The organism is Acinetobacter sp. 1000160, from assembly GCF_000588715.1.
GTDB classification, from domain to species: domain Bacteria; phylum Pseudomonadota; class Gammaproteobacteria; order Pseudomonadales; family Moraxellaceae; genus Acinetobacter; species Acinetobacter courvalinii.
In genome coordinates this window covers 420,860-443,807 of the sequence record NZ_JFWP02000003.1, presented here as the reverse complement: position 1 = coordinate 443,807, position 22,948 = coordinate 420,860, and the positions used below count along the sequence as shown (strand labels likewise).

The following is a 22,948-nucleotide window of genomic DNA, read 5'->3' as shown; positions in this document are numbered from 1 at the left end:
GCATTATTTTTCATAAATGATGCTTACTTCACAACGCCTATATACTGATAAATCGTATTGTTTTTGCGATAACGCAAATACTTGGCCTGTGGTTTTGAATTTTGATCCAGCAGCATAATATCAATGGTTTCTAATTTTTTATCACTGCGAATATAGTCAGGCACATCAGTCGGGCTTTCATGATTGTTACAGTCAAAATCAACCTGAATATGATCCAGCAGCTTTGTTTTGGTCTGGAAGAGCTTTATTGGCCGCACCGCTCCCGCTTTATTCGGCTGAAATGCAGCAATCGCATAAGCACCGACACAGCTGCTACCTTTATAATAGCTCTCAACCAGATAAACCGGTTGTTTCGCCAATATCGTTTGCTTTACATCAAAAATAAAACCTGTCTCGACCGGTGTTAAGCGCGTCTTCCCCTCATTTTGAGTCTGTACATAAGAAGAATATTCACCCATGGTTCCACCACCACCGACATCAAAAGTATAAAACCTCAACTGCTGATCCGGCGAAAACTGGATATGCATATGGTAATGGTCTTGCAAAGCAGGAAAGGAATATTTAAAGCTGGCTGGATCATGCTCGATTTTCTCGACGATTTCCGACTCGATTGCCTGATTGACCTGATAAAAATCTTTATTTGCATATTTCTGAATGAGCTTTTTTTCAAATTGTGCCAAGGTTTCCGCATGCGTTTGCGAAATCACAAGAAGCGGTAGAAGAAGTACCAGTCTTTTCATTCTATTGTCCTGTTTTTATTCTTGCCAAAATAGAAAAAAGCGCAGCACATCGACCACGCTTTTTCTATTAAATCGCATTTTTAACCAATACGACGTTTTAAACCGGTCATTTGCAAAACACGGGTTGAGATTTCTTCAATCGACATTTCTGTGACATTGAGGTATTTAATTCCTTCCGAGATATAGATGCCTTCAACTGCACGGAGCTCCATCTGGCACTGACTAAAACTTGAATAACGGCTATTGGCCTTACGTTCATTACGAATCGCGACCAGACGCTCGGCATCAATCATCAGGCCAAACAGTTTATTCTTATGTTCGCGCAGCACTTTTGGCAAACGGTTGTCATCCAGATCTTCCTCGGTTAAAGGGTAGTTTGCTACACGAATCCCGAATTGTAATGACAAATAAATCGAGGTTGGGGTTTTACCAGAGCGCGATACCCCAATCAAAATGATATCAGCTTTATCATAATGACGTGTTCTGGCACCATCATCATTGTCCAGCGCAAAATGCACTGCATCAATACGGGCTTTATAATATTCAGAATCGGTAACCGCATGCGTTTGCCCGACCAAAGTGGTAGGCGGCACCCCGATTTCTTGTTCTAATTTACTGATCAGGCCTTCAAATACATCCAGATTAACCGCTTTGGCCGTATTAATGATTTCACGGACGTTCGGATCAACCAAGGTATCAAAAACCAGCGGCAAAGAGCCATCCCGAGACTGGCAGGCATTGATCTCTGCCACAGCCACCATTGCGGCCTCTTCGGTCGCGATATAAGGCATGATATGGATGTCAAAATCCACGTTCGGAAATTGCGCAAGTAGTGAATGTCCAAGGGTTTCTGCAGTAATTGCGGTGCCATCCGAAATAAAAAAAACGCTCCGTTTAATTTCTTTACTTACGGGCATCAAAATTCTCCTTAAACATTTGTCTTAGTGCTCTATAATCTTTATAGTAAACTCATCTAACATGACTGTCGCTTAGTAAAATACTAAATCTAGGCACTTTTGTATAATTTCATACCAATGATGGTCATTCATACTGCAAAAAAAGTGGAGTAAATACTTTGGAAGCGCGCGTAATCGGTCTGGAAAAATTAGGAAAACACGATGTCGAACTCGTAGGTGGGAAAAACTCATCTCTGGGTGAAATGATCAGCCATTTATCCAATGCTGGTGTATCGGTACCAGGTGGTTTTGCAACAACTGCTGCTGCCTATCGTGAGTTCTTGGATCAAAGCGGCTTAAATGCTCGAATTCAGGCTGAACTTACCCAACTCAATGTTGATGATGTCATTGCACTTGCTGAGACTGGTGCAAAAATCCGTAAATGGATTGTTGACACTCCGCTTACTGCGACATTAGAACAAGAAATTCGTGATGCCTTTGCAGCACTTTCAAACGGTAACCCAGACATTGCCGTTGCTGTACGTTCTTCGGCAACTGCTGAAGACTTACCTGACGCTTCATTTGCAGGGCAACAAGAAACTTTCTTAAATATCCGCGGTATTGATAACATTCTTATCGCAATTAAAGAAGTATTTGCATCGCTTTATAATGACCGTGCCATTGCTTACCGTGTACACCAAGGTTTTGAACATAGTGTCGTTGCCCTTTCTGCTGGCGTACAACGTATGGTTCGTTCTGAAACTGGTGCTGCCGGTGTTATGTTTACGCTTGATACCGAATCTGGTTTCCGTGATGTGGTGTTCATTACTGCATCTTATGGCTTGGGCGAAATGGTCGTACAAGGTGCGGTTAACCCTGACGAATTCTATTTATCAAAACCGCTGCTAAATGCCGGTAAACATTCTGTGTTACGTCGTAACCTCGGTTCTAAACACCAGAAAATGATTTATGGTGAAGAAGGTGCGGCGGGGAAATCAGTGGGGATTGTTGATGTTGAGAAACAGGAACGCCAACAGTTTGCCTTAAATGATCATGAGCTTCACGAATTAGCGAAGCAAGCTTTGATCATTGAACAGCATTATGGTTCTCCAATGGACATCGAATGGGCGAAAGATGGCGATGACGGCCAAATCTATATCGTTCAAGCACGCCCAGAAACAGTAAAAAGCCGCCAGAATGTCGGCACAATGGAACGCTACCTGTTAAAACAACGTGGTACTGTAATTTGTGAAGGCCGTTCAATCGGTCAACGCATTGGTTCAGGTAAAGTTCGTGTTGTGACTTCGATTAAAGAAATGGATAAGGTTCAGGACGGTGACGTACTGGTATCTGACATGACTGACCCAGACTGGGAACCAGTGATGAAGCGTGCTGCGGCTATTGTGACCAACCGTGGTGGTCGTACTTGTCACGCAGCGATTATTGCTCGTGAATTAGGTGTGCCTGCAATTGTCGGTTGTGGTAATGCAACAGAAGTACTTGCTGATGGTCAGGAAGTGACTGTTTCATGTGCTGAAGGTGATACTGGCTTCATTTATGAAGGTGCGCTTGACTTTGAAGTGCAACGTAACTCAATTCACTCTATGCCACAATTACCGTTCAAAATCATGATGAACGTCGGTAACCCTGACCGTGCATTTGACTTTGCCCAAATCCCGAATGAAGGGATCGGCCTTGCACGTCTTGAGTTCATCATTAACCGTATGATCGGCGTGCATCCGAAAGCATTGTTGAACATTGACAGCTTGCCACGTGAAACCCGTGCAGCAGTGATGGCGCGTACTGCGGGCTACTCTTCTCCAATCGAATTCTATGTCGAGAAACTGGTTGAAGGTATTTCTACCCTTGCAGCGGCATTTGCAGATAAGCCTGTGATCGTGCGTATGTCTGACTTCAAGTCAAACGAATATGCCAACCTGATCGGCGGTAAACTGTACGAGCCAGAAGAAGAAAACCCGATGTTGGGCTTCCGTGGTGCAAGTCGTTATGTTTCAGATAACTTCCGTGACTGCTTTGAACTTGAATGCCGTGCCTTGAAAAAAGTTCGTGATGAAATGGGTCTAACCAATATTCAAATCATGATCCCATTCGTACGTACGGTTTCTGAAGCTAAACGTGTGATCGAATTACTTGCTCAAAACGGCCTAAAACGTGGTGAGAACGGTCTCAAAGTGATCATGATGTGTGAACTTCCTACCAATGCATTATTGGCTGAGCAGTTCCTTGAACACTTCGATGGTTTCTCGATCGGTTCAAATGACTTGACCCAGTTAACGCTTGGTCTGGATCGTGACTCCGGTATCGTGTCGCACCTGTTCGACGAACGTGATCCAGCAGTGAAAGCGCTTCTTTCTATGGCAATTCATGCGTGCCGTAAAGCAGGCAAATATGTCGGTATTTGTGGTCAAGGTCCTTCGGATCATCCTGATCTTGCAAAATGGCTCATGGAACAAGGAATTGAATCTGTATCATTGAATCCTGACTCAGTCCTTGACACCTGGTTCTTCCTTGCTGAAGAGCAAATCAAGAAAGCCTAATCTTTTTTAGAAAAAGACCCTCTCTGGCAGGGTCTTTTTTCATCTTTAGAATAGAGAATTTTTATTTATGCAAATTTACTTGGCTCGTAACAATCAACAAGCTGGTCCCTATAGTTTAGAACAAGTGAACCAAATGCTTGCCAGTCAACAAGTTTTATTGACGGATCTGGCTTGGCACGAAGGTATGGCTGAATGGAAAACACTTGGTGAACTTACTCAAGGTAAACTTGTATACGAACCTGTAGGTTACTCAGCTTTTGCTGCCCCCGTTGCAACCGAAAGCAATGAGTCTTCTTTTAAAATCAAGGTGGAGCAAAAAGCCAAAGCTGAATTGGCGCCTTTTCACTCTCGTGCGCTGGCAAAAGTCTTGGACTTGATGCTTTGGTTGCCAATGGCAGCCATTCCTTCATTCTTTTTTAATGAAGCTCAATATAAAGAATTATTTGAAATTCAAAAGCAATTACAGACAGCGCAAGTTGCGTCGAGTAAAGCGGTTGAATTACAACAACAGCTGATGCAGCTTATCCCGAATGAAGCCTGGATGAGTATTTTTGCCTACTTGATTATCATGCTGATGATTCAGGCTTTTTTTATTGCAAAATCAGGCCAGAGTATTGGTAAGAAAATTGCAAAAATTAAAATTGTCGATGCTGAAACATTGACCCAGGTCAGCTCAATTCGGGCTTTCTGGTTGCGCAGCATTCTCTTTATTATTCTCAATTTACTGTTTATGCCATTTATTACAATTGTTGATTATGCTTTCTTCGCATTGAACAAAAATCGTCAAACCCTGCACGATAAATTGGCTAAAACTAAGGTAATTAAACAGTAGTCACAATTCGATAAAGAAAAGAGGATTTAATCCTCTTTTCTTTTATATTAAATTGATATCTATACAAAAAGAACTTAACTCAACCTTAATTCCTACAAGATAAATCGGGTTTTAAAACAAGCATTTCAGGCCACTTTATCAGTAGCTTAGTTCTTCAATATGAGGCATAATGCCCAACAACGTAGCGGTGTCGCGTGATTGCTAAGCATTTTTTAAACAATTCTTATCAATCACGCGACACTTTAATCGCTATCCCATAATTTAATTAGGGAATGGGACTCTTCACCGAGGTTGTAAAATGAGACAAACGATTTTAGCTGTATTGTCTTTATCTGCGATGGCCGCGCTCTTAACTGGGTGTGGCGGTGATATGGTACTTCTAAACAATAAAGGTCCAGTTGGTCAAGGTCAAAGTAACTTGATGATGACTGCGATCTATTTAATGCTATTGGTGGTAATTCCATCAATTATTATGGCATTGTGGTTTGGTTGGAAATATCGCGCGTCGAATAAAGATGCAGACTATAAACCTACTTGGGCACACTCTACGACAATTGAGATCGTTGTTTGGGGTGTTCCTGTCATTATTATTGGTATTTTAGCTTGGTTAACTTGGTGGGGTTCCCACAAGTACGACCCTTACCGTCCGTTAGAATCTGATAAAGCACCATTAACTATTCAAGCTGTCGCTGAACAGTTCAAGTGGATTTTTATCTATCCTGAGCAAAACATTGCAACGGTAAACGAAGTACGCTTCCCAGAGCAAACACCAGTAAGCTTTAAGATCACTTCTAACTTTACGATGAACTCGTTCTTCATCCCACAGTTAGGCGGCCAGATCTATGCAATGGCTGGTATGCAAACTCACCTGCACCTGTTAGCAGATGAACCAGGTGTTTTCCGTGGTTTCTCAGCAAACTATTCAGGTTATGGTTTCTCACAAATGCGCTTTAAAGCACACAGCGTGACTGAGCCGGAATTTGCGCAATGGGTAGAAGCAGTTAAAGCTGGTAATGGTACAAGTATTAACCCTGAAGCAATTCAAAAAGGTACACTTGACCAAGCTGAATTAGCAACTTTGAAAGATGGCGATCGTTCTAAGCATCAGATCGAGCATTTAGTCAACCGTGCTAAAGCTGCTGGTGATGAAGAAGCGCTTGCTAAAGCTGAAGCGATGAAACCGTTCCCGACTAAGCCACACCCAGTGACTTATTACTCATCAGTTGAACCAAAATTGTTTGAAACAATTATCAACCATTATATGAGTAACTATCACGGTGCTGACCATTCTGCTGGACATGCAACAGCAGAAACTCATGCTGCAGCAGAACACGCTGCTCAAGGGGAATAAGACATGGATATGATTTTTGGTAAACTTGGGTGGGATTCGATCCCGACAGAACCCCTTGTACTTGTCACCATGGTCTTTATGGCACTTGGTGCAATTGCTGTTTTAGGCGGTATCACCTATTTCAAAAAATGGGGATATTTGTGGAATGAGTGGTTTATTACGGTAGACCATAAAAAGATTGGTATCATGTATATCATCGTATCTGTCGTCATGCTGTTGCGTGGTTTCGCCGATGCGATCATGATGCGTCTACAACTTTTCCTCGCGAAAGGCGGCGGTGAAGGTTACCTGCATCCTGACCACTACGACCAGATCTTCACCGCACATGGTGTGATCATGATCTTCTTCGTAGCCATGGGTCTCGTTGTTGGTATGATGAACATCTCTGTACCTTTACAGATCGGTGCTCGTGACGTTGCGTTCCCATTATTGAACTCTTTAAGCTTCTGGTTATTCGCCGGTGCTGCTGGTTTGATGATGCTTTCACTGGTATTGGGTGAGTTTGCTGCGACTGGTTGGATGGCTTATCCTCCTCTATCTGGCATTCAATATTCTCCTGGTGTGGGTGTTGACTACTATATCTGGGCGCTTCAGGTTTCTGGTCTAGGTACGCTGTTATCTGGTGTTAACTTCTTTGTTACCATCATCAAAATGCGTGCACCTGGCATGAAACTCATGGACATGCCTATTTTCACGTGGACTTCACTGTGTACGGCTGTACTCATCATTGCATCATTCCCTGTATTAACAGGTACCCTTGCAATGTTGACGCTTGACCGTTACTTCGGTTTCCATTTCTTCACCAATGAGCTTGGCGGTAGCCCAATGCTTTATGTGAACTTGATCTGGACCTGGGGTCACCCTGAAGTATATATCTTGGTATTACCAGCATTTGGTCTATACTCAGAAATCGTGGCAACCTTCTCTCGTAAAGCGTTGTTCGGTTATAAGTCTATGGTGTATGCAACCATCGCGATTACTGTTCTTGCGTTCGTTGTATGGCTTCACCACTTCTTCACCATGGGTGCTGGTGCGAACGTGAATGCGTTCTTCGGTATCATGACCATGGTTATTGCGATTCCGACTGGTGTGAAAATCTTCTCTTGGTTATTCACCATGTATAAAGGTCGCATCACCTTTACTACGCCTATGTTATGGACGCTTGGCTTCCTCGTAACATTCGGTATCGGTGGTTTAACTGGTGTACTTATGGCTGTTCCACCTGCGGACTTCCTGGTACACAACTCATTATTCTTGATCGCTCACTTCCATAACGTAATTATCGGTGGTGTGGTGTTTGGTATGTTTGCCGGCATCATCTTCTACTGGCCAAAAATGTTTGGTTGGAAGCTCAATGAAGCATGGGGTAAAGCTGCGTTCTGGTTCTGGTTCTTCGGTTTCTATTTTGCATTCATGCCACTTTATATCCTTGGTTTCATGGGTATGACACGTCGTTTGAATACATATGACAACCCTGAATGGGATCCATACTTGGCTATCGCGTTATTCGGTGCTGTTCTTGTTGCAATCGGTATTGCATGCTTCTTGATGCAAATCATTGTTGGTTTCTTACAACGTAAGGACAACATGGACCACACTGGCGATCCATGGGATGGCCGTACCCTTGAATGGGCGACTTCTTCCCCTGCTCCGTTCTATAACTTTGCTCATGAACCAGATGCAAGCGGCATTGACCGTTTCTGGACTGACAAAGAAAATGGTGTAGCATACGCACGTAACACTAAATATGAAGACATCCACATGCCGACTGATCGTGCTGCTGGCTTCGTCATTGCCATGTTCATTACCATTCTTGGTTTTGCATTGATCTGGCATATTTGGTGGCTCGTTGTTGTTTCATTTGTTTCAGCTGTTGTTAGCTTGATCGTAAGCTCATTCACCAAGAATGTGGATTACTATGTTCCTGCTGCTGAAGTTGAGCGTATTGAAAACGAACGCTATGCTTTACTTGAAAAACACTTGAAGAAGGACTAAGGAAATGGCTGAAGTACTTCATCACGACAACCACGACCACGATGGTCATCATGAGCATGATGATACAGACTTGACGGTCTTTGGTTTCTGGACATACTTGATGAGTGACTTGATTCTTTTCGGATCACTCTTCATCGCGTTCGCTGTATTAAGCAGTCATATCCCACCAGGAACCCCAAGCGCATATGACCTGTTCCATGATTCATTAGGCTTCGTGTTAACTGAAACATTTGCCTTATTGATTTCATCGGTAACATTTGGTTTTGCTGTACTGGCATCTTATAAAAAGAATGTAAATCAGGTGATCACCTGGTTATTGATTACATTCCTTTTTGGTGCATCGTTCATCGGGATGGAAATCTACGAATTCCGTCACCTTGTACATGAAGGCCATGGTCCAACTCACAGTGCATTCTTATCATCGTTCTTTACCTTGGTTGGTACACACGGTATCCACGTAACTTCTGGTTTAGTGTGGATGCTGGTATTGATGTATCAGATCAAAAAGAATGGTTTGACTTTACCGAATACACGTCGTCTTGCTTGCTTAAGCTTGTTCTGGCACTTCCTTGACATCGTTTGGATCTGTGTATTCAGCGTCGTTTACTTACTGGGAGTTCTCTAATGAGTAGTCATGAGCATAATGCTGCAGGTGCGTCACACGGTAACTTTAAACAATACACTGTTGGATTTATCCTCTCTGTTATCCTCACCATCATCCCGTTCGGGATGGTGATGGCGGGTGGTTTCAGTCGTGGCGTCTTAGTTACAGTAATCGCAATCACTGCCGTTGCTCAGGTGCTTGTACAACTTGTGTACTTCTTACACATGAATACATCATCTGACCAACGTTGGAACCTTATTGCATTTATCTACACAATCTTATGTATCGCTGTACTGTTAGTCGGCTCTGTGTGGATTATGAATTACCTACACTACAACATGATGATCTAAACTGATTGTCATGTGGAAAAAGTATTTATTCCTGACTAAACCAGGAATTCTCTTCGGTAATTTTATTACCACCTTGGGCGGCTTCTTCTTAGCCGCCCAAGGCTCTATAGACTTCCTCTTATTATTACTGACCTTGCTTGGAACAACTTTTGTGGTTGCTTCGGGTTGTGTCGTCAATAATGTAATTGATCAAGACATCGATCAAAAAATGCAACGCACCATGAACCGCGCGCTTGTGACTAAAACCATTTCCCCTACTGTTGCCATGTGCTATGCCTTGGTCTTAGGTATTATTGGTTTTAGCATTCTCTGGTTCTATGTCAATGCTTATGCATTTTTATTCGCTGTGATTGGTTTTGTGGTCTATGTCGGTTTTTATAGTTTGTGGACCAAACGCACCACAATCCATCAAACCGTCATTGGTAGTATTTCCGGAGCGAGTCCTCCTGTTATTGGTTATACGGCTGTAAGTCATCAGTTCGATATGGCGGCCTTATTGATTTTTGTTGCATATGCTTTATGGCAAATGCCACATTCATGGGCGATTGCAATTTATCGTTTTGACGATTACAAAAATGCAGGCGTTCCGATTTTACCTGTAGCGCGTTCGATTTTAAGAACCAAGATTGAATCACTGATTTATGTGGTTTTATTTACTGTTGCAATGAATGCACTGTATGTTTATGGATACACCAACATGATTTTCCTGGTGATCTGTAATGCACTTTGTATTTACTGGTTCTACATTGGTATTTTAGGATTTAAGGCTAAAGACGATCAGCTTTGGGCAAAACGCTTTTTCCTTTTTTCAGTAATTCTGATTACTGTCATCAGTTTAAGCTTTAGCTTTAGCTTCAAAAGCCCTGCACCATTCTTCCCTATTTTTTAAAAAGATAGAGAACGCTCTATCTTTTTATTCTCCCTTGCTGTAATCATTTCGTGCAATAAAAACATTCGCTTCTTTATTGCCTAAATGAATTCTCTTTTATTCTCCCTCCTCAGTTGTTCTGCACTTGATTTAGGCCAAGATTCTCATCCTACTCTCACTGTGCTGTAATTCTATAAACTGTTTTTCATCACCAAAACAAATTGCTGTTACTTTTTTGCTGACCATACAAAAAATTATAAAACGCAACCCCACTAAATTTGCTTTATCACGCTGATTTGACTATAATCCCCGCTTCGCAATTTGCGACATAACTTTTTAAGTTATGACTCCTTGCTTCTGATTTTTATAATCAGGGGCTGCTTAAACCGTAAGGAGCTGACAATGCGTCACTACGAAATCGTACTATTGGTACATCCAGACCAAAGCGATCAAGTTGTAGGTATGGTTGAACGCTATATCTCTCAGATCAAAGAAGCTGAAGGTCAAATTCACCGTTTAGAAGATTGGGGCCGCCGCCAATTGGCTTACCCGATTAACAAAATTCACAAAGCACACTACATTCTTATGAATGTTGAATGTGGTCAAACGACTCTTGATGAATTAGAAGAATTGTTCCGTTATAACGACGCGATCATTCGTAACATCATCATCCGTCGTGAACACGCAATTACTGAAGAATCTTTACTTGCTAAGAGTGCTGAAGAAAAACGTGCGCGTAAAGCTCAACGTGAAGAAGCACAACAAGCAGTTCAAGAAGCTGAATAAGGAGAACATCAATGGCACGTTTTTACCGTCGTCGCAAGTTCTGCCGCTTTACAGCTGAGAATGTTGCGTACATCGACTACAAAGATATCGACACTTTAAAACAGTACATCACTGAAAACGGCAAGATTGTTCCTAGCCGTATTACAGGTACTAAAGCTCGTTATCAACGTCAATTAGCGTTAGCTATCAAACAAGCTCGCTATTTGTCTTTGATTCCGTACACTGACAACCATAAGTAAGTGAGGTGAGCTGTGGACGTTATCTTATTACAACGCATTAAAAACCTTGGTAAATTAGGCGACAAAGTATCAGTTAAAGCTGGTTACGGTCGTAACTTCTTGATCCCTCAAGGTAAAGCTGTAGCTGCAACTGAAGCAAACACTGCTGCTTTTGAAGCTCGTCGTGCTGAACTTGAGAAGCAAGAAGCTGAAGTATTAGCTGCTGCGAATGCACGTGCTGAACAATTGAACGAAGTAAACATCGTTATCACTGCGAAAGCTGGTGATGAAGGTAAACTCTTCGGTTCTATCGGTACTCGTGACATCGCTGATGCTTTAACGAATGCTGGTCTTACTGTAGACCGTGCAGAAGTTCGTTTACCAAACGGTGCGCTTCGTCACACTGGTGAATTCAACATCGCAATCCAATTGCACCATGATGTTGTTGCTGAAGTTCTCGTTACTATCGTATCTGAGTAATTTCTGCAAAGAAAAAGAGCATGTTTTACATGCTCTTTTTTTATGTCTAAAAAATACAAAAAGACTTCAAATTAAGTTTTAAATTTTATAATTCTCACGCTATAGGGCCACAGATATGCAAAAAAAGAATAGTATCATTGCTTTGGTACTTGCCATGTTTTTAGGTTTTTTTGGAATAGATCGTTTCTATCTCGGAAAAAAGACCAGTGGCGTTTTAAAATTAATTACCTTTGGTGGCTTGGGCGTGTGGTGGTTTATTGATGCTACCCTGCTGTTACTGGATGCCTTCCTCTATTCTTTGGGCAAAGACACTGGCTTTGTTAAAGATGCGCAAAAGAATGATCTTCGCTATGGTCTTTCAGCTTATCGCTTAAAAAATGGAAAGTTCGTACAGGACTGGTTTGCACAACCTTAAAGTAAAACGGCCCTTTTTTCTTACATCGATCTGGCCCATCAAGCTGCAATAGCAAAAATGACTATCTATTATGCTATTGCACCACTTACACAATTTTCCCTGAATTAAATTGTCCAGATCAGCTTCATTTGGATTAAGATAGTCACTCGGTATTGTTTCATCTTTTTTATTAGGTCTTGTTATGTCACAGGCGAATGCCAATTTTACAAAAAATTCTCCAAACACAGAGAGTAAAGTGAGTGACTCAGGTCAGCTAAAAGAATTCCGTCCCCCGCCACACAATCTCGCTATCGAGCAGGCGGTCTTAGCAGCCTTAATGACGGTGGCTGAATCTTTTGAACAAGTCAGTGACTTACTCAAAGAAAATGATTTCTATGCAACACGTCACAAATATATCTATCGTGCCATTGAAAAACTGGCCCAAGAAAACTCGCCTTATGACGCAGTTTTGGTTAATGACTGGTTGCTCAAACAAAATCTGCTTGATGCCATTGGTGGTGAAGAATATTTGATGCAATTGATGGCAGACTCCCCATCAAGCTTTTATAACCTTGAAATTTATGCCAATAAAATCAAGGAATTTTCAACGTTACGTAACATGATCAAGATCAGCAGTGATATTTTACAAAATGCCTATGACACCAAAGGACGTCCAGTCAGTGAAATTCTTGATTTAGCAGAAACCAGTATTTTCTCTTTGGCGGAACAGCACAACAACAATAAAAAAGACTCTGGGCCAAAATCAATCAGTTCTGTGACTGCGGACGTTATCACCAAATTAGATGAACTGTCTAAACTAGATGGCAACATTACTGGTTTAACCACGGGCTTCCTAGAACTGGATAATAAAACCTCAGGCATGCAACCGGGTGACTTGATTATTGTGGCGGCACGTCCATCGATGGGTAAAACCACATTCGCGATGAATCTGGTTGAAAGTGTATTGCAATATAACCGCTTACCAGCGCTGGTATTCTCTATGGAAATGCCAGCCGACTCGATTGCCATGCGTTTGATTTCTGCCATGGGTAAAGTCCATCAAGGACATTTACGTTCGGGGAATCTGGATGCGGATGAATGGACCAAAGTCACTGGGACCATTCTGCAATTACAGGAAATGCATCTCTATATCGATGATTCATCGGCCCTACCGCCAACCGAACTTCGTGCCCGTGCGCGTCGTGTAGCCAAAATGCATGATGGTAAAATCGGTTGTATCATGGTCGATTACTTGCAGTTGATGAAAGTACCCGGTATGGGCGATAACCGTGTCGGCGAGATTTCGGAAATTTCCCGAAGCCTGAAAGCGCTTGCCAAAGAAATGCAATGTCCTGTTATCGCACTATCACAGCTAAACCGTAGTTTGGAGAACCGTCCAAACAAACGTCCAGTAATGTCCGACTTACGTGAATCCGGTGCGATCGAGCAGGATGCCGACTTGATCATGTTTATTTATCGTGATGAAGTCTATAACAAGGAATCCAAAGAAGCAGGCACCGCCGAGATCATTATTGGTAAACAGCGTAACGGCCCAATTGGTAGTGTGCGCCTTGCCTTCGAAGGTCAATATACCCGTTTTAGTAACCTCTCACCTGAGTTCTATGCCCAGTATGATGATGAGGAATAATTCTTCCCCTATTTAGCTGCTTTATCTACTTTCCAAGTCGTCCCAAAGGAGAAATCAGGGTGCGCCAAGCAACAGTTTATATTGATAGTGATGCACTACAATATAATTTCAACCGCGTTAAACAACTTGCTCCACATTCAAAAATTGTCAGTATGGTCAAGGCCAATGCTTACGGACACGGAGTTAAAGATTGCTTAGCCGCCTTGGACGCCACAGACGCCTTTGGTGTCGCCTGCCTAGAAGAAGCCTTAGAGATCAGGCAACTTGGTTATCATCAGCCGATCACGCTGATTGAAGGCATATTTTCTGAAGATGAAATGGCACAGGTGATTGAACAGAAACTTGAATGTATCGTTCACCATAGCCAGCAAGTCGAATGGCTAATCCAGCACAAGCAAGCTTACAATGCTTTAGGATTAAAGGTCTGGATCAAACTGAATAGCGGAATGAACCGTTTAGGCTTTAAAGTGACCGAAATTATCGAGGTCATCCAGCGTTTAAAAGCAGAAGGTTTCACCTGTGTCCTTGCCATGCATTTTGCCAATGCCGATGTCGATCACCCATTGAATGAACAACAAATAGAACAATTCTTACAGGTTAAACAGGCATGCGCACCAATTTTAGCCTCATGTTGTAATTCAGCAGCGATTTATAAATATCCAGAACTGCATTTTGATTTTGTCCGTCCGGGAATCATGCTATATGGTGCCTCTCCCTTTGCTGACAAGAATGTGCATGAGCTCAATCTGAAACCGGTGATGACTTTTAGCGCAGAAATCATGGCTTTGAACCAGATTCAACAAGGTGAATGTGTCGGCTATGGTTCCACTTATGCCGCAACCTGCCCTTCAAAAATTGCCATTGTTTCGATTGGCTATGGAGATGGCTATCCACGTGCCTATACCCAGCAGAATTTTGTGGCCATTGACCAACAATTAGTCCCGGTTGTTGGACGCGTCAGTATGGATATGATGGCGATTGATGTAACGAATATTACAGCCGAGATTGGTACCAAAGTAGAGCTTTGGGGCGCCCATCGTCTCGTGGATGATGTTGCTACTGCAAACGGCACCATTGGCTATGAGTTATTGTGTCGTTTAAGCAATCGGCCACTGCGTAAAGTCATTTAAGTACACCGAAAATCCAGGCCAATGTCTGGATTTTTTATTTTCCTAAATTTATAAATCATAATCTGCCGTCGGCTTCGGCAATTCTTGTAAACCACGTCTTAAGGTTTCCGACCACTGCTTACTGATCTGGGTAAAATAAAGATCATTTTCACTGATCCGTTTACCGGTTGGAATCTTAAAGCTATCTTTATGATAAACCAGTGCATCAAGTGGCAAGCCGACCGAGACATTGGAACGCAAGGTCGAATCAAATGAAATCAGTGCACAACGCAATGCATCATCCAAAGGCATTTTATAATACAAGGCTCGATCCAGAATCGGTTTCCCGTATTTACTTTCACCAATCTGGAAATAAGGCGTATCTGTGGTCGCACAAATAAAATTACCCTGCGGATAGACATTATACAACTGCATTTTATCGCCCTGAATTTGCCCGGCTACCAGAATACTGCAAGAGTAATTCATCTGCTCATGTGGATCTGAAGTAATATCTGCCAGCACCTTACGTAACGTTTTACCAATCAATTCAGCCACTTCAAACATGGTATTGACGGTATTCAAATTCGGTTCCTGCCGTAAGGTCAGCGCATTTTGCAAATGTCCAATCACCGCCTGAGTCGTCGCCAGATTACCGGAGGTTTGCAAAGCAATAAACCGCTCTCCATCTACCCCAAAGGTGTGAAGCTTTCGAAAAACAGAAATATGATCCACCCCGGCATTGGTGCGGGTATCACTGATTAGTACCAAGCCTTGTTCCAGTCTTAAAGCACAACAATAGGTCATCTTTTTCTCTCTACATTTAACAAGCCCAAACCTGAAGCGTAGACACCTTATAAATGAATATTTTTTGTCCTTATTTAAAATATTTAAGCAAAAGCATGTTCATTTCAGTCGTAAATACGTAATCTGGATCGGATGGACTTGCTAAATAGGTATAGTTTTTTTATTGTGTGTGCTTCAGACCATTGAATTACGTATTACGCTTATGTCATCCGTACAAGAAAAAGAAACCTCAAATAGCCTTTATCGCCAGTGGCAGATTTTATCCCGCCTTTCGACCGGAAAATGGATGGGGACCCGAGAATTACAAGAAATTTTAGAACGTGAAGGCATTGATATTAGCCTGAGAACGATTCAGCGCGATCTAAATCAGATTGCGCAACGCTTCCCTATCGAGAGTAATAAAACCGTCCCTCAAGGCTGGCGCTGGCGTTCTGACGCGCCTATTCAAAGCTTGCCCCACATGACCAGTTCACAAGCGGTGACCTTCATGATGGTAGAAGAGCATTTACGTCACCTTCTCCCACCCAGCTTGCTAGAAGAGATGATGCCCTGGTTTGATCTTGCCAAGCGCAGCCTTTCGACCCAGAATAACGTAAGACAATGGATTAACCGTGTCCGTATTGTACCTGCGACACAGCCTTTAATCCCACCTGTGGTGGACAAACATGCCCAACAGGCGATTTACGAAGGTTTATTGCAAGATAAACAGATTGAATGTATTTACCGTGCCAGAACCCATCAGGGCGAAGATAAGACCTATATTCTGAATCCATTGGCATTGGTGCAAAAAGGTGCCGTGATTTACCTGATCTGTACCCGTAATGATAAAACCGAAGTCCAGACCTTCGCCTTGCATCGTTTTAAATCAGCAACCGTGCTGGACAATCGTGCATTGCATCCTGTGAATTTTGATATTGATAATTATATTGAATCAGGTGCTCTTGGCTTCCGGGTCGACTATAACAAGCCAACTGAACAGATTCAGTTAAAACTGACCATGAGCGAGAGTACCGCTAAAAGCTTCTACGAAAGTCAGCTTAGCAAAGATCAGGTTATCCAAACTCTGGAAGAGAATATTGTTGAAGTTTCTGCAACTGTTCCCTTTACTTCACAACTGGTGTGGTGGCTTAGAAGTTTTGGTAAAAAGATTCTGAATATCGAACCTGCTGCTGTTTATAATGCAGTTAAAGAAATTGAAGAAAATGAGCAATAAAAAAAGAGAACCTTTTCGGTTCTCTTTGACTTTTTATAGGTTTTATTATTAATCACTCAATATTATTCTTCTTGTTATAAATGTCAAACCAACCTCTCTCCCCGCCTTGATCAAAATTGGTTTGCACCTTTTTTAGCGCTGTGATGCAAATCAACATCGGCACGCCAATTCATAGCCATTGTAACGGATTCTCTTTTTCGTCATAGTTAAAACCCTCTTTGTTTGAACGTAAAGCTAATATAACGAGGATTTTTAAGGCTGTGAAATAACAAAGATTGGAATCCAAAGCTGTTTTTTTGCTATCACCATTTGCTAAATCAAAGCCATATTACTGATCATTTTGATTCTCAAACAAGGTCTCAAAATGATGCAGATGCGTAAAACGTCCAGCTTGTGTTTGATATTGATCAATTTGCGGCACCAAGCGCTGAAAGTGCTCAGACTGTACATGTAAATCCAGCGCAGCCCGATTGATCCATTCTTCGATGAAAACAAAATGCCCTTTGTGCTTATGATCATGATAAAGGTCGTAAGCAATACAGCCTGCCTCAGATCTGGTCTTTTCAATCAGTTCCTGATACAGCGGTAAAACCATCTCAATGTGTTCGGGTTGAATAAAGTCTTCTGCAATCAGCTTCAAGGTCATATTGGCTCTTATTTTTCTGAAATTTTTGCATAAAAAAAGCTCTCAAATTCATGAGAGCTTTTTTGTCATCTATTCAGCTTATGCTGAAAATGGATGACGTAATACAATTGTTTCTGCACGGTCAGGACCTGTTGAAACAATATCAATTGGGCAACCAATTAACGTTTCGATACGGCGTACATAAGCCAATGCATTGGCAGGAAGTTGATCGATTTGAGTTAAACCAACAGTCGACTCGCTCCAACCCGGCATGGTTTCATAGATCGGCTTCAAACTTTCGAATGAAATCGCATCAGAAGAACCGGCACAGCCTGAATCTACATCTTCATAACCGACACAGATTTTTACTTCTTCTAAACCATCTAATACATCAAGTTTAGTCAAGCAAATACCAGACAATGAGTTCACTTCAACTGAACGACGTAGAATTTCTGCATCGAACCAGCCACAACGACGTTGACGGCCAGTAGACGCGCCAAACTCATGACCGACTGTACCTAAATGACGACCAATCGCATCACCGGTATCGGTTGCTGCATTGTAGTGTAATTCAGTTGGGAATGGACCAGCACCTACACGTGTTGTATAAGCTTTGGTAATACCCAGGACATAGTCTAAATGCAGTGGTCCCATACCTGAACCAGAACTTACGCCACCTGCAGTAGTATTCGAGCTGGTTACGTATGGATAGGTACCGTGATCGATATCAAGTAATGAACCTTGCGCGCCTTCGAACATGATTGCCTTACCTTCTTTACGGTAATCATGTAACACTTTAGTCACGTCAATCACTAATGGTTCAAGCACTTCACGCCATTCATTGCAAAGCGCAAGTACGTCTTCAAACTTAACTTCTTCAACGCCATAGAATTGAGAAAGCTGGAAGTTATGCAACTCAAGCATTTCCTGAAGTTTTTCTTCAAGCAACGCACCACCGCGGATCAAGTCAGCGACGCGTACTGCACGACGTGCAACTTTATCTTCATAAGCTGGACCAATACCACGACCTGTAGTACCAATCTTGGCATTACCACGTTTTTTCTCACGTGCCTGGTCTAGCGCGATATGGTTCGGCAAGATTAATGGACAGTTTGGAGAAATACGTAAACGTTCTTTAACAGGTACGCCTTCTTGTTCCAGAATGGCCATTTCCTTGATTAATGCTTCAGGAGAAAGAACCACACCATTCCCGATTAAGCACAATACGTTTTCACGTAAAATACCTGATGGAATGAGGTGTAATACAGTCTTCTTACCACCTACGACAAGAGTATGTCCTGCGTTGTGACCGCCTTGATAGCGTACTACCGCAGCCGCTTGATCTGTGAGCAGGTCGACGATTTTACCTTTTCCTTCGTCGCCCCATTGGGTACCAAGTACCACAACATTTTTGCCCATAATAGCCTCATTACATCATGCTGTTAAAATTGGAAACCAAGTCTTAAAACCCGGCAATTAAATCTTTTCAATCACCCACTGACCATTTTGAGACACCATCTGATGGGTCGCATAGGGCACTGAGCTTAAATCATCATTACCTAACAGTTGCACCACACGTAAACCTTGGCTACGCGCATCTACAATTGCATTGAATAAATCTTGTTGATTACCTTTTGGCGCGACAACAGTTTCGATGTCGACAAACTGTGTTGCACCTAGTGCATATAAGTCACAGCTAAAACCGGTTGCTGGACGCGCACGGCCAAAGTGTTCACCAATACCGTCATATCGCCCACCTTGAGCCAGTGGCGCAGCACGATTTGGTGCATAAATGGCATACATCAAGCCCGTGTGATAGTGGTAACTACGTAGTTCAACCACATCGACACCTACATTCAGATTCGGCCAGCTTGACTGAATTTGCGCTAATGTTGTTTTCAATGCATCAAAGGCAATCTTGAAATCAACATCGTTTAAAATTTCCTGGCTTAAATGTGCCTGCAATGCATCCAAATCACTTGCATAACGACCTAAAGCATAAAAATCTGCACCCATCGCCAAACTCTGGGTAAATTCTTCTAGCTCCGGCAAGGCTTTACGCTGATATAAGTCAGAAAGTTCACTTTCGGTATGTTTATTCAGGCCAGCATGCTTCACCAGACTACGGAATAAACCGACGTGGCCCAGATCTAGATGCGCTCCTTCAAGCGTATGTGTGTGCTCAATTAAAGCGAGCATCACATTGACCATTTCAACATCAGCTTCGATGCTGTCATGACCATACAACTCCGCACCTAACTGTAAAGGCGCACGCGTTGCATTAAAATTCTGTGGTTTGGTATGCAAGACTGAACCTGCATAGCAATAACGTGCCACGCCTTCGACTGGACGTACATGGGCATCAATACGTGCAACTTGCGGTGTCATATCCGCACGAACGCCAAGCAAACGTCCTGACAGCTGGTCAATGACCTTGAACGTAACTAAATCTAAATCTTGATTCGATTCTGAAAGTAAAGACAACGATTCAATGTATTCGATAAATGGTGTATACACCAATTGATAACCTCGAACTGCGAGGAAATCTAGCGCTTCTCTACGCAATGTTTCAACAACTTGCGCTTGTTCGGGCAATACATCTGCTACCCCGTCAGGGAGCAACCACGTCTCTGAAATGGTCATGTTCCAAACCTAAAATCTGTTCAATGTGGAGGCATCCACACAAAAAGCAACCACATAAAAAAATCGGGTGAATGCCCGATTCAGCGTAGTGTAGCACGAAGATTTATGTGATGCACCTTCGAATTTGCATAAATCTTTATAGTTTTATAATCCGTCTATCTCAACTCGAATATAAAATTAATGATTAGATTCAACAGATTGAGTGTTTACATTTGAAAGTCTCGTCGTTGTTCTTATCCCTAAGAACTGCCCAACATCTGAACTATCGCCTTGCTTCCAGTTGATCAGATTCAGATTTTTGATTGTGTTGGCTGCCTGAGTATTGAATGCAAAACAGCCGTTCTCTAATTTGGCATTATTCAATCGTTGATTTTGCTTCATCCATAAATCAATTGAGCTATCTCCACCTTGATAAGGATGACTTTTTTCATAGGCTAAATGCTTGTCTGCATCCCATATATGACTAGAAAAAAATTGGCTATTGGTACTTTGATTTTCACTATTTCCTAATCTACTGTCTGTTTCAGCCGTCTCTAAGTTTTCCAATCCAATCAGTTTATAACCATGCCACTGTGTATCTAAAAGTCTGAAATACTTCTTATCCTCGCCCAGATTATTATATCGGTCTACAATTTGCCGCTTCTGCTCATTAAAAGTTGAAGAATCAGAGAAGGAAAAAAAAGACTCCAGATAAGCTTGGTTCCACTGGCTCTGTTTTAGCCGATAACAGTAACTCCCCTGAGGAAATACAGCATCTTTATAGGTCGAATAAAATTTAATTAAATTCTGGTCAAGTCGCTCTGGGTTGGCTGTTAAATCAAAATGCTCTCTATAACCTGGCATTATCCGATCAAAAATATTTTGACCTTCTAATTTTACCCATTCAAAATTTAAATTCTGCTTAAGTTCAGGTGTGCGTTCATAAAGCCATTGCGTAGAAGATAGCCGTTTCACGACATTCGATTGTGGCGTACCTTTTTCTATCACTTTTGTTTCAGTCAATATCTTTTGATCTAACGGCTCGTTATGTGACTTATTAAAATTAATCTGATTATTCTTAATAGAATAGTTTGTTATCTCAAAATAGTCTTCAACAATATTGTCAGTAGGTTTGGGTTCCTGATAATAAACTTGGTAAAGCACATCTTCCTGAGTAGGTTTTTCTTCAACTTTAGCTCCGTCATTATGACCAGAGCCCCCACCACCACATGCCGATAACAGCAGACTGGTTGCGAGAATACAGATACCCTTGTTATTAAAATTTGGCTTCATAAAATCACTTCATCTTATTTTTTATAAAAATCATATTATATAAATCAACCACATCATACAAAATGTATTTTAATGGTTCTTATTACTACCTTTAACCATTATTTCTAATACATTGACCATTTCAACATTTTGCTTTTCCAATGCCGCTATATTTGCCACGGTCCGATCTAGCACTTCCTGTTGCACATGCATTTTTTTGGCAAGGTCCTGCATAATTTCCAGACTCTTTTTAAGATGCAACTCTAAATGCACAACTTTTTCTTCAAGATGCAAAACTTGAAGGTCTTGGTTTTGTACGTCTACATTTTTAAACTGCAACCAGAATAAAAAAGCCACCGCCACCAATAAAATAACAATAAATCCCCACATCAATATCAGTGTCATTGAATACCCCACATTATTTTTTATATCTTATTTAAAGTATTAAGTACAAAAAGATTCACACAAGTCCAGTAAACGATTTGCGTAGCCCCACTCATTATCATACCACGCAAAAACTTTTGCTTGGTGACCCACCACCATGGTTTGGGTTAAATCCACAATTAAAGAATACGGTGAATGATTAAAGTCACTCGACACCAGATCCTCATCTGTCACTTGCATAATCTGCGCATAATCAAACTGAGCAGCTTTGCTGAGGACTTCATTGACTTTATGCACGGTAATCGGTGAATGCGAAACAAAAGTAAGATCAATCGCTGCCACATTAATGGTCGGTACACGAATAGAATAACCATCAATCCGGTCTTCCATTTTTGGCATGACCTGTTTTAGCGCACCTAATGCACTCGACGTTGTTGGAATAATATTTTGCCCAGACGCACGTGCGCGACGCAAATCCCTGTGCGCATGATCCAGCACTGACTGGTCGGCTGTAACTGCATGGATTTCTGTCATTAATGCGGTATCAATACCAAAGGCATCATCAATAATTTTAACCAATGGCACTAAGGCCTGTGTGGTACATGAGACACTGGAAATGATTTGATCTGTGACCTTTACGTCATTGTGATTGACACCATACACAATCGCAGCATCGACCGAATCAAATGGGGCTGCACCGATAATCACACGCTTCGCACCTGCCTCGACATGACGGGTTGCATCGACACGTGAACGGAATAGACCGGTACATTCCAGTACTACATCAATATTTAAATCTGTCCAAGGCAATAATTCAGGTTGCTCTTGCTTTAAAACTTGTAGTTTTAATTGGCGTTGATTGGACTGAATGTTCAGAAAAATACATTCATTTTCAATCAGAATTTCAACTTGTCCAGCAAAGCGACCATGCGTGGTATCGTACTTAAATAAATGTACCAGCGTTTGCACATCTGCTACATCATTAATCGCAACGATTTCAAACTGAAACTGTTTTGGACTTTCAAACCATGCACGTAATACATTCCGACCAATTCGACCAAATCCATTGATAGCGATACGTTGCATGTAGCGTCCTTATTCATCAAAACATCATCTTTTCTGTGCTATATGGTAAAACATCAGTTGCCCTATTGAATATAGATTTTTAGCTTAAACACAGTTTTATATGATATTGCTTG

Annotated in this window: 23 protein-coding genes; 14 read left to right on the top strand and 9 right to left on the bottom strand. The window is 41.9% G+C overall.

Annotation, left to right across the window (positions count from 1 at the left end; all coding sequences use genetic code 11):
* Window positions 1–23 precede the first annotated feature (23 nt).
* Both J699_RS10285 and J699_RS10290 read right to left on the bottom strand, forming a co-directional pair.
* Window positions 24–740, bottom strand: a complete 717-nt coding sequence (locus tag J699_RS10285; protein ID WP_032867346.1) for a hypothetical protein — start codon at window positions 738–740, stop codon at window positions 24–26.
* 80 nt (window positions 741–820) lie between these two features.
* Window positions 821–1,657 carry a pyruvate, water dikinase regulatory protein gene (locus J699_RS10290; RefSeq protein ID WP_005229647.1) on the bottom strand — a complete coding sequence of 279 codons (837 nt, stop codon included), beginning with the start codon at window positions 1,655–1,657 and terminating at the stop codon, window positions 821–823.
* A gap of 158 nt (window positions 1,658–1,815) precedes the next feature.
* Between J699_RS10290 and ppsA the strand changes: the two genes are divergently transcribed.
* From ppsA to alr, 13 genes are all read left to right on the top strand, one after another.
* Window positions 1,816–4,194, top strand: coding sequence for a phosphoenolpyruvate synthase (gene ppsA / locus J699_RS10295; protein ID WP_032867348.1), 2,379 nt, complete (start codon window positions 1,816–1,818; stop codon window positions 4,192–4,194).
* Between the two features lie 67 nt (window positions 4,195–4,261).
* A complete protein-coding gene (locus J699_RS10300; protein ID WP_032867350.1) occupies window positions 4,262–5,026 on the top strand; it encodes an RDD family protein in 765 nt (254 codons plus the stop codon).
* A 298-nt stretch (window positions 5,027–5,324) separates the two neighbouring features.
* Entirely contained in the window at window positions 5,325–6,377 is a 1,053-nt protein-coding gene (cyoA, locus tag J699_RS10305; RefSeq protein ID WP_005229642.1) for a ubiquinol oxidase subunit II, read from the top strand.
* 3 nt (window positions 6,378–6,380) lie between these two features.
* The gene (gene cyoB / locus J699_RS10310) at window positions 6,381–8,372 is read left to right on the top strand and encodes a cytochrome o ubiquinol oxidase subunit I (protein WP_005229638.1); all 1,992 of its coding nucleotides are present in this window, start codon (window positions 6,381–6,383) and stop codon (window positions 8,370–8,372) included.
* 4 nt (window positions 8,373–8,376) lie between these two features.
* Entirely contained in the window at window positions 8,377–8,997 is a 621-nt protein-coding gene (cyoC, locus tag J699_RS10315) for a cytochrome o ubiquinol oxidase subunit III (RefSeq protein ID WP_032867352.1), read from the top strand.
* On the top strand, window positions 8,997–9,326 hold the full coding sequence (locus J699_RS0218645) for a cytochrome o ubiquinol oxidase subunit IV (protein ID WP_005229635.1): 330 nt from the start codon (window positions 8,997–8,999) through the stop codon (window positions 9,324–9,326). The genes cyoC and J699_RS0218645 overlap by 1 nt, the downstream gene beginning before the upstream one ends.
* Before the next feature lie 10 nt (window positions 9,327–9,336).
* Complete coding sequence (gene cyoE, locus J699_RS10320; protein WP_009514438.1) at window positions 9,337–10,215, top strand: heme o synthase; 879 nt, start codon at window positions 9,337–9,339, stop codon at window positions 10,213–10,215.
* 381 nt (window positions 10,216–10,596) lie between these two features.
* On the top strand, window positions 10,597–10,980 hold the full coding sequence (gene rpsF / locus J699_RS10325; protein ID WP_004638540.1) for a 30S ribosomal protein S6: 384 nt from the start codon (window positions 10,597–10,599) through the stop codon (window positions 10,978–10,980).
* Between the two features lie 11 nt (window positions 10,981–10,991).
* The gene (rpsR, locus tag J699_RS10330; RefSeq protein WP_000090661.1) at window positions 10,992–11,219 is read left to right on the top strand and encodes a 30S ribosomal protein S18; all 228 of its coding nucleotides are present in this window, start codon (window positions 10,992–10,994) and stop codon (window positions 11,217–11,219) included.
* A gap of 12 nt (window positions 11,220–11,231) precedes the next feature.
* Window positions 11,232–11,678: a 50S ribosomal protein L9 gene (gene rplI / locus J699_RS10335; RefSeq protein WP_005229629.1), complete on the top strand. Its 447-nt coding sequence runs from the start codon at window positions 11,232–11,234 to the stop codon at window positions 11,676–11,678.
* Between the two features lie 115 nt (window positions 11,679–11,793).
* The gene (locus tag J699_RS10340; RefSeq protein WP_032867355.1) at window positions 11,794–12,093 is read left to right on the top strand and encodes a TM2 domain-containing protein; all 300 of its coding nucleotides are present in this window, start codon (window positions 11,794–11,796) and stop codon (window positions 12,091–12,093) included.
* A 181-nt stretch (window positions 12,094–12,274) separates the two neighbouring features.
* A complete protein-coding gene (dnaB, locus tag J699_RS10345; RefSeq protein ID WP_032871994.1) occupies window positions 12,275–13,720 on the top strand; it encodes a replicative DNA helicase in 1,446 nt (481 codons plus the stop codon).
* Window positions 13,721–13,779: 59 nt separating this feature from the next.
* Window positions 13,780–14,850 (top strand): alanine racemase, encoded by a 1,071-nt coding sequence (gene alr, locus J699_RS10350; protein WP_032867362.1) that lies wholly within the window; start codon window positions 13,780–13,782, stop codon window positions 14,848–14,850.
* 48 nt (window positions 14,851–14,898) lie between these two features.
* Here the strand turns inward: alr and J699_RS10355 are convergent, their stop codons facing one another.
* The gene (locus tag J699_RS10355; RefSeq protein ID WP_005229623.1) at window positions 14,899–15,633 is read right to left on the bottom strand and encodes a proteasome-type protease; all 735 of its coding nucleotides are present in this window, start codon (window positions 15,631–15,633) and stop codon (window positions 14,899–14,901) included.
* A 202-nt stretch (window positions 15,634–15,835) separates the two neighbouring features.
* Here J699_RS10355 and J699_RS19695 point away from each other — a divergent pair, with 202 nt between their 5' ends.
* Window positions 15,836–16,846, top strand: a complete 1,011-nt coding sequence (locus J699_RS19695; protein WP_009514728.1) for a helix-turn-helix transcriptional regulator — start codon at window positions 15,836–15,838, stop codon at window positions 16,844–16,846.
* Window positions 16,847–17,174: 328 nt separating this feature from the next.
* On the opposite strand, the gene J699_RS10365 is transcribed toward J699_RS19695, so the two are convergent.
* The 6 genes from J699_RS10365 to J699_RS10390 all read right to left on the bottom strand — a co-directional run bounded on the left by J699_RS10365 (window position 17,175) and on the right by J699_RS10390 (window position 22,835).
* The gene (locus J699_RS10365; protein WP_032867363.1) at window positions 17,175–17,492 is read right to left on the bottom strand and encodes a putative quinol monooxygenase; all 318 of its coding nucleotides are present in this window, start codon (window positions 17,490–17,492) and stop codon (window positions 17,175–17,177) included.
* Window positions 17,493–17,570: 78 nt separating this feature from the next.
* Window positions 17,571–18,890 (bottom strand): adenylosuccinate synthase, encoded by a 1,320-nt coding sequence (locus J699_RS10370; RefSeq protein ID WP_005229615.1) that lies wholly within the window; start codon window positions 18,888–18,890, stop codon window positions 17,571–17,573.
* 57 nt (window positions 18,891–18,947) lie between these two features.
* A complete protein-coding gene (locus J699_RS10375) occupies window positions 18,948–20,114 on the bottom strand; it encodes an ATP phosphoribosyltransferase regulatory subunit (RefSeq protein ID WP_032867364.1) in 1,167 nt (388 codons plus the stop codon).
* Window positions 20,115–20,291: 177 nt separating this feature from the next.
* Window positions 20,292–21,386: a hypothetical protein gene (locus tag J699_RS10380; RefSeq protein WP_032867365.1), complete on the bottom strand. Its 1,095-nt coding sequence runs from the start codon at window positions 21,384–21,386 to the stop codon at window positions 20,292–20,294.
* A gap of 69 nt (window positions 21,387–21,455) precedes the next feature.
* The gene (locus J699_RS10385; protein ID WP_032867367.1) at window positions 21,456–21,770 is read right to left on the bottom strand and encodes a hypothetical protein; all 315 of its coding nucleotides are present in this window, start codon (window positions 21,768–21,770) and stop codon (window positions 21,456–21,458) included.
* Between the two features lie 39 nt (window positions 21,771–21,809).
* Window positions 21,810–22,835, bottom strand: coding sequence for a type I glyceraldehyde-3-phosphate dehydrogenase (locus tag J699_RS10390; RefSeq protein ID WP_032867368.1), 1,026 nt, complete (start codon window positions 22,833–22,835; stop codon window positions 21,810–21,812).
* Between the last annotated feature and the right edge of the window lie 113 nt (window positions 22,836–22,948).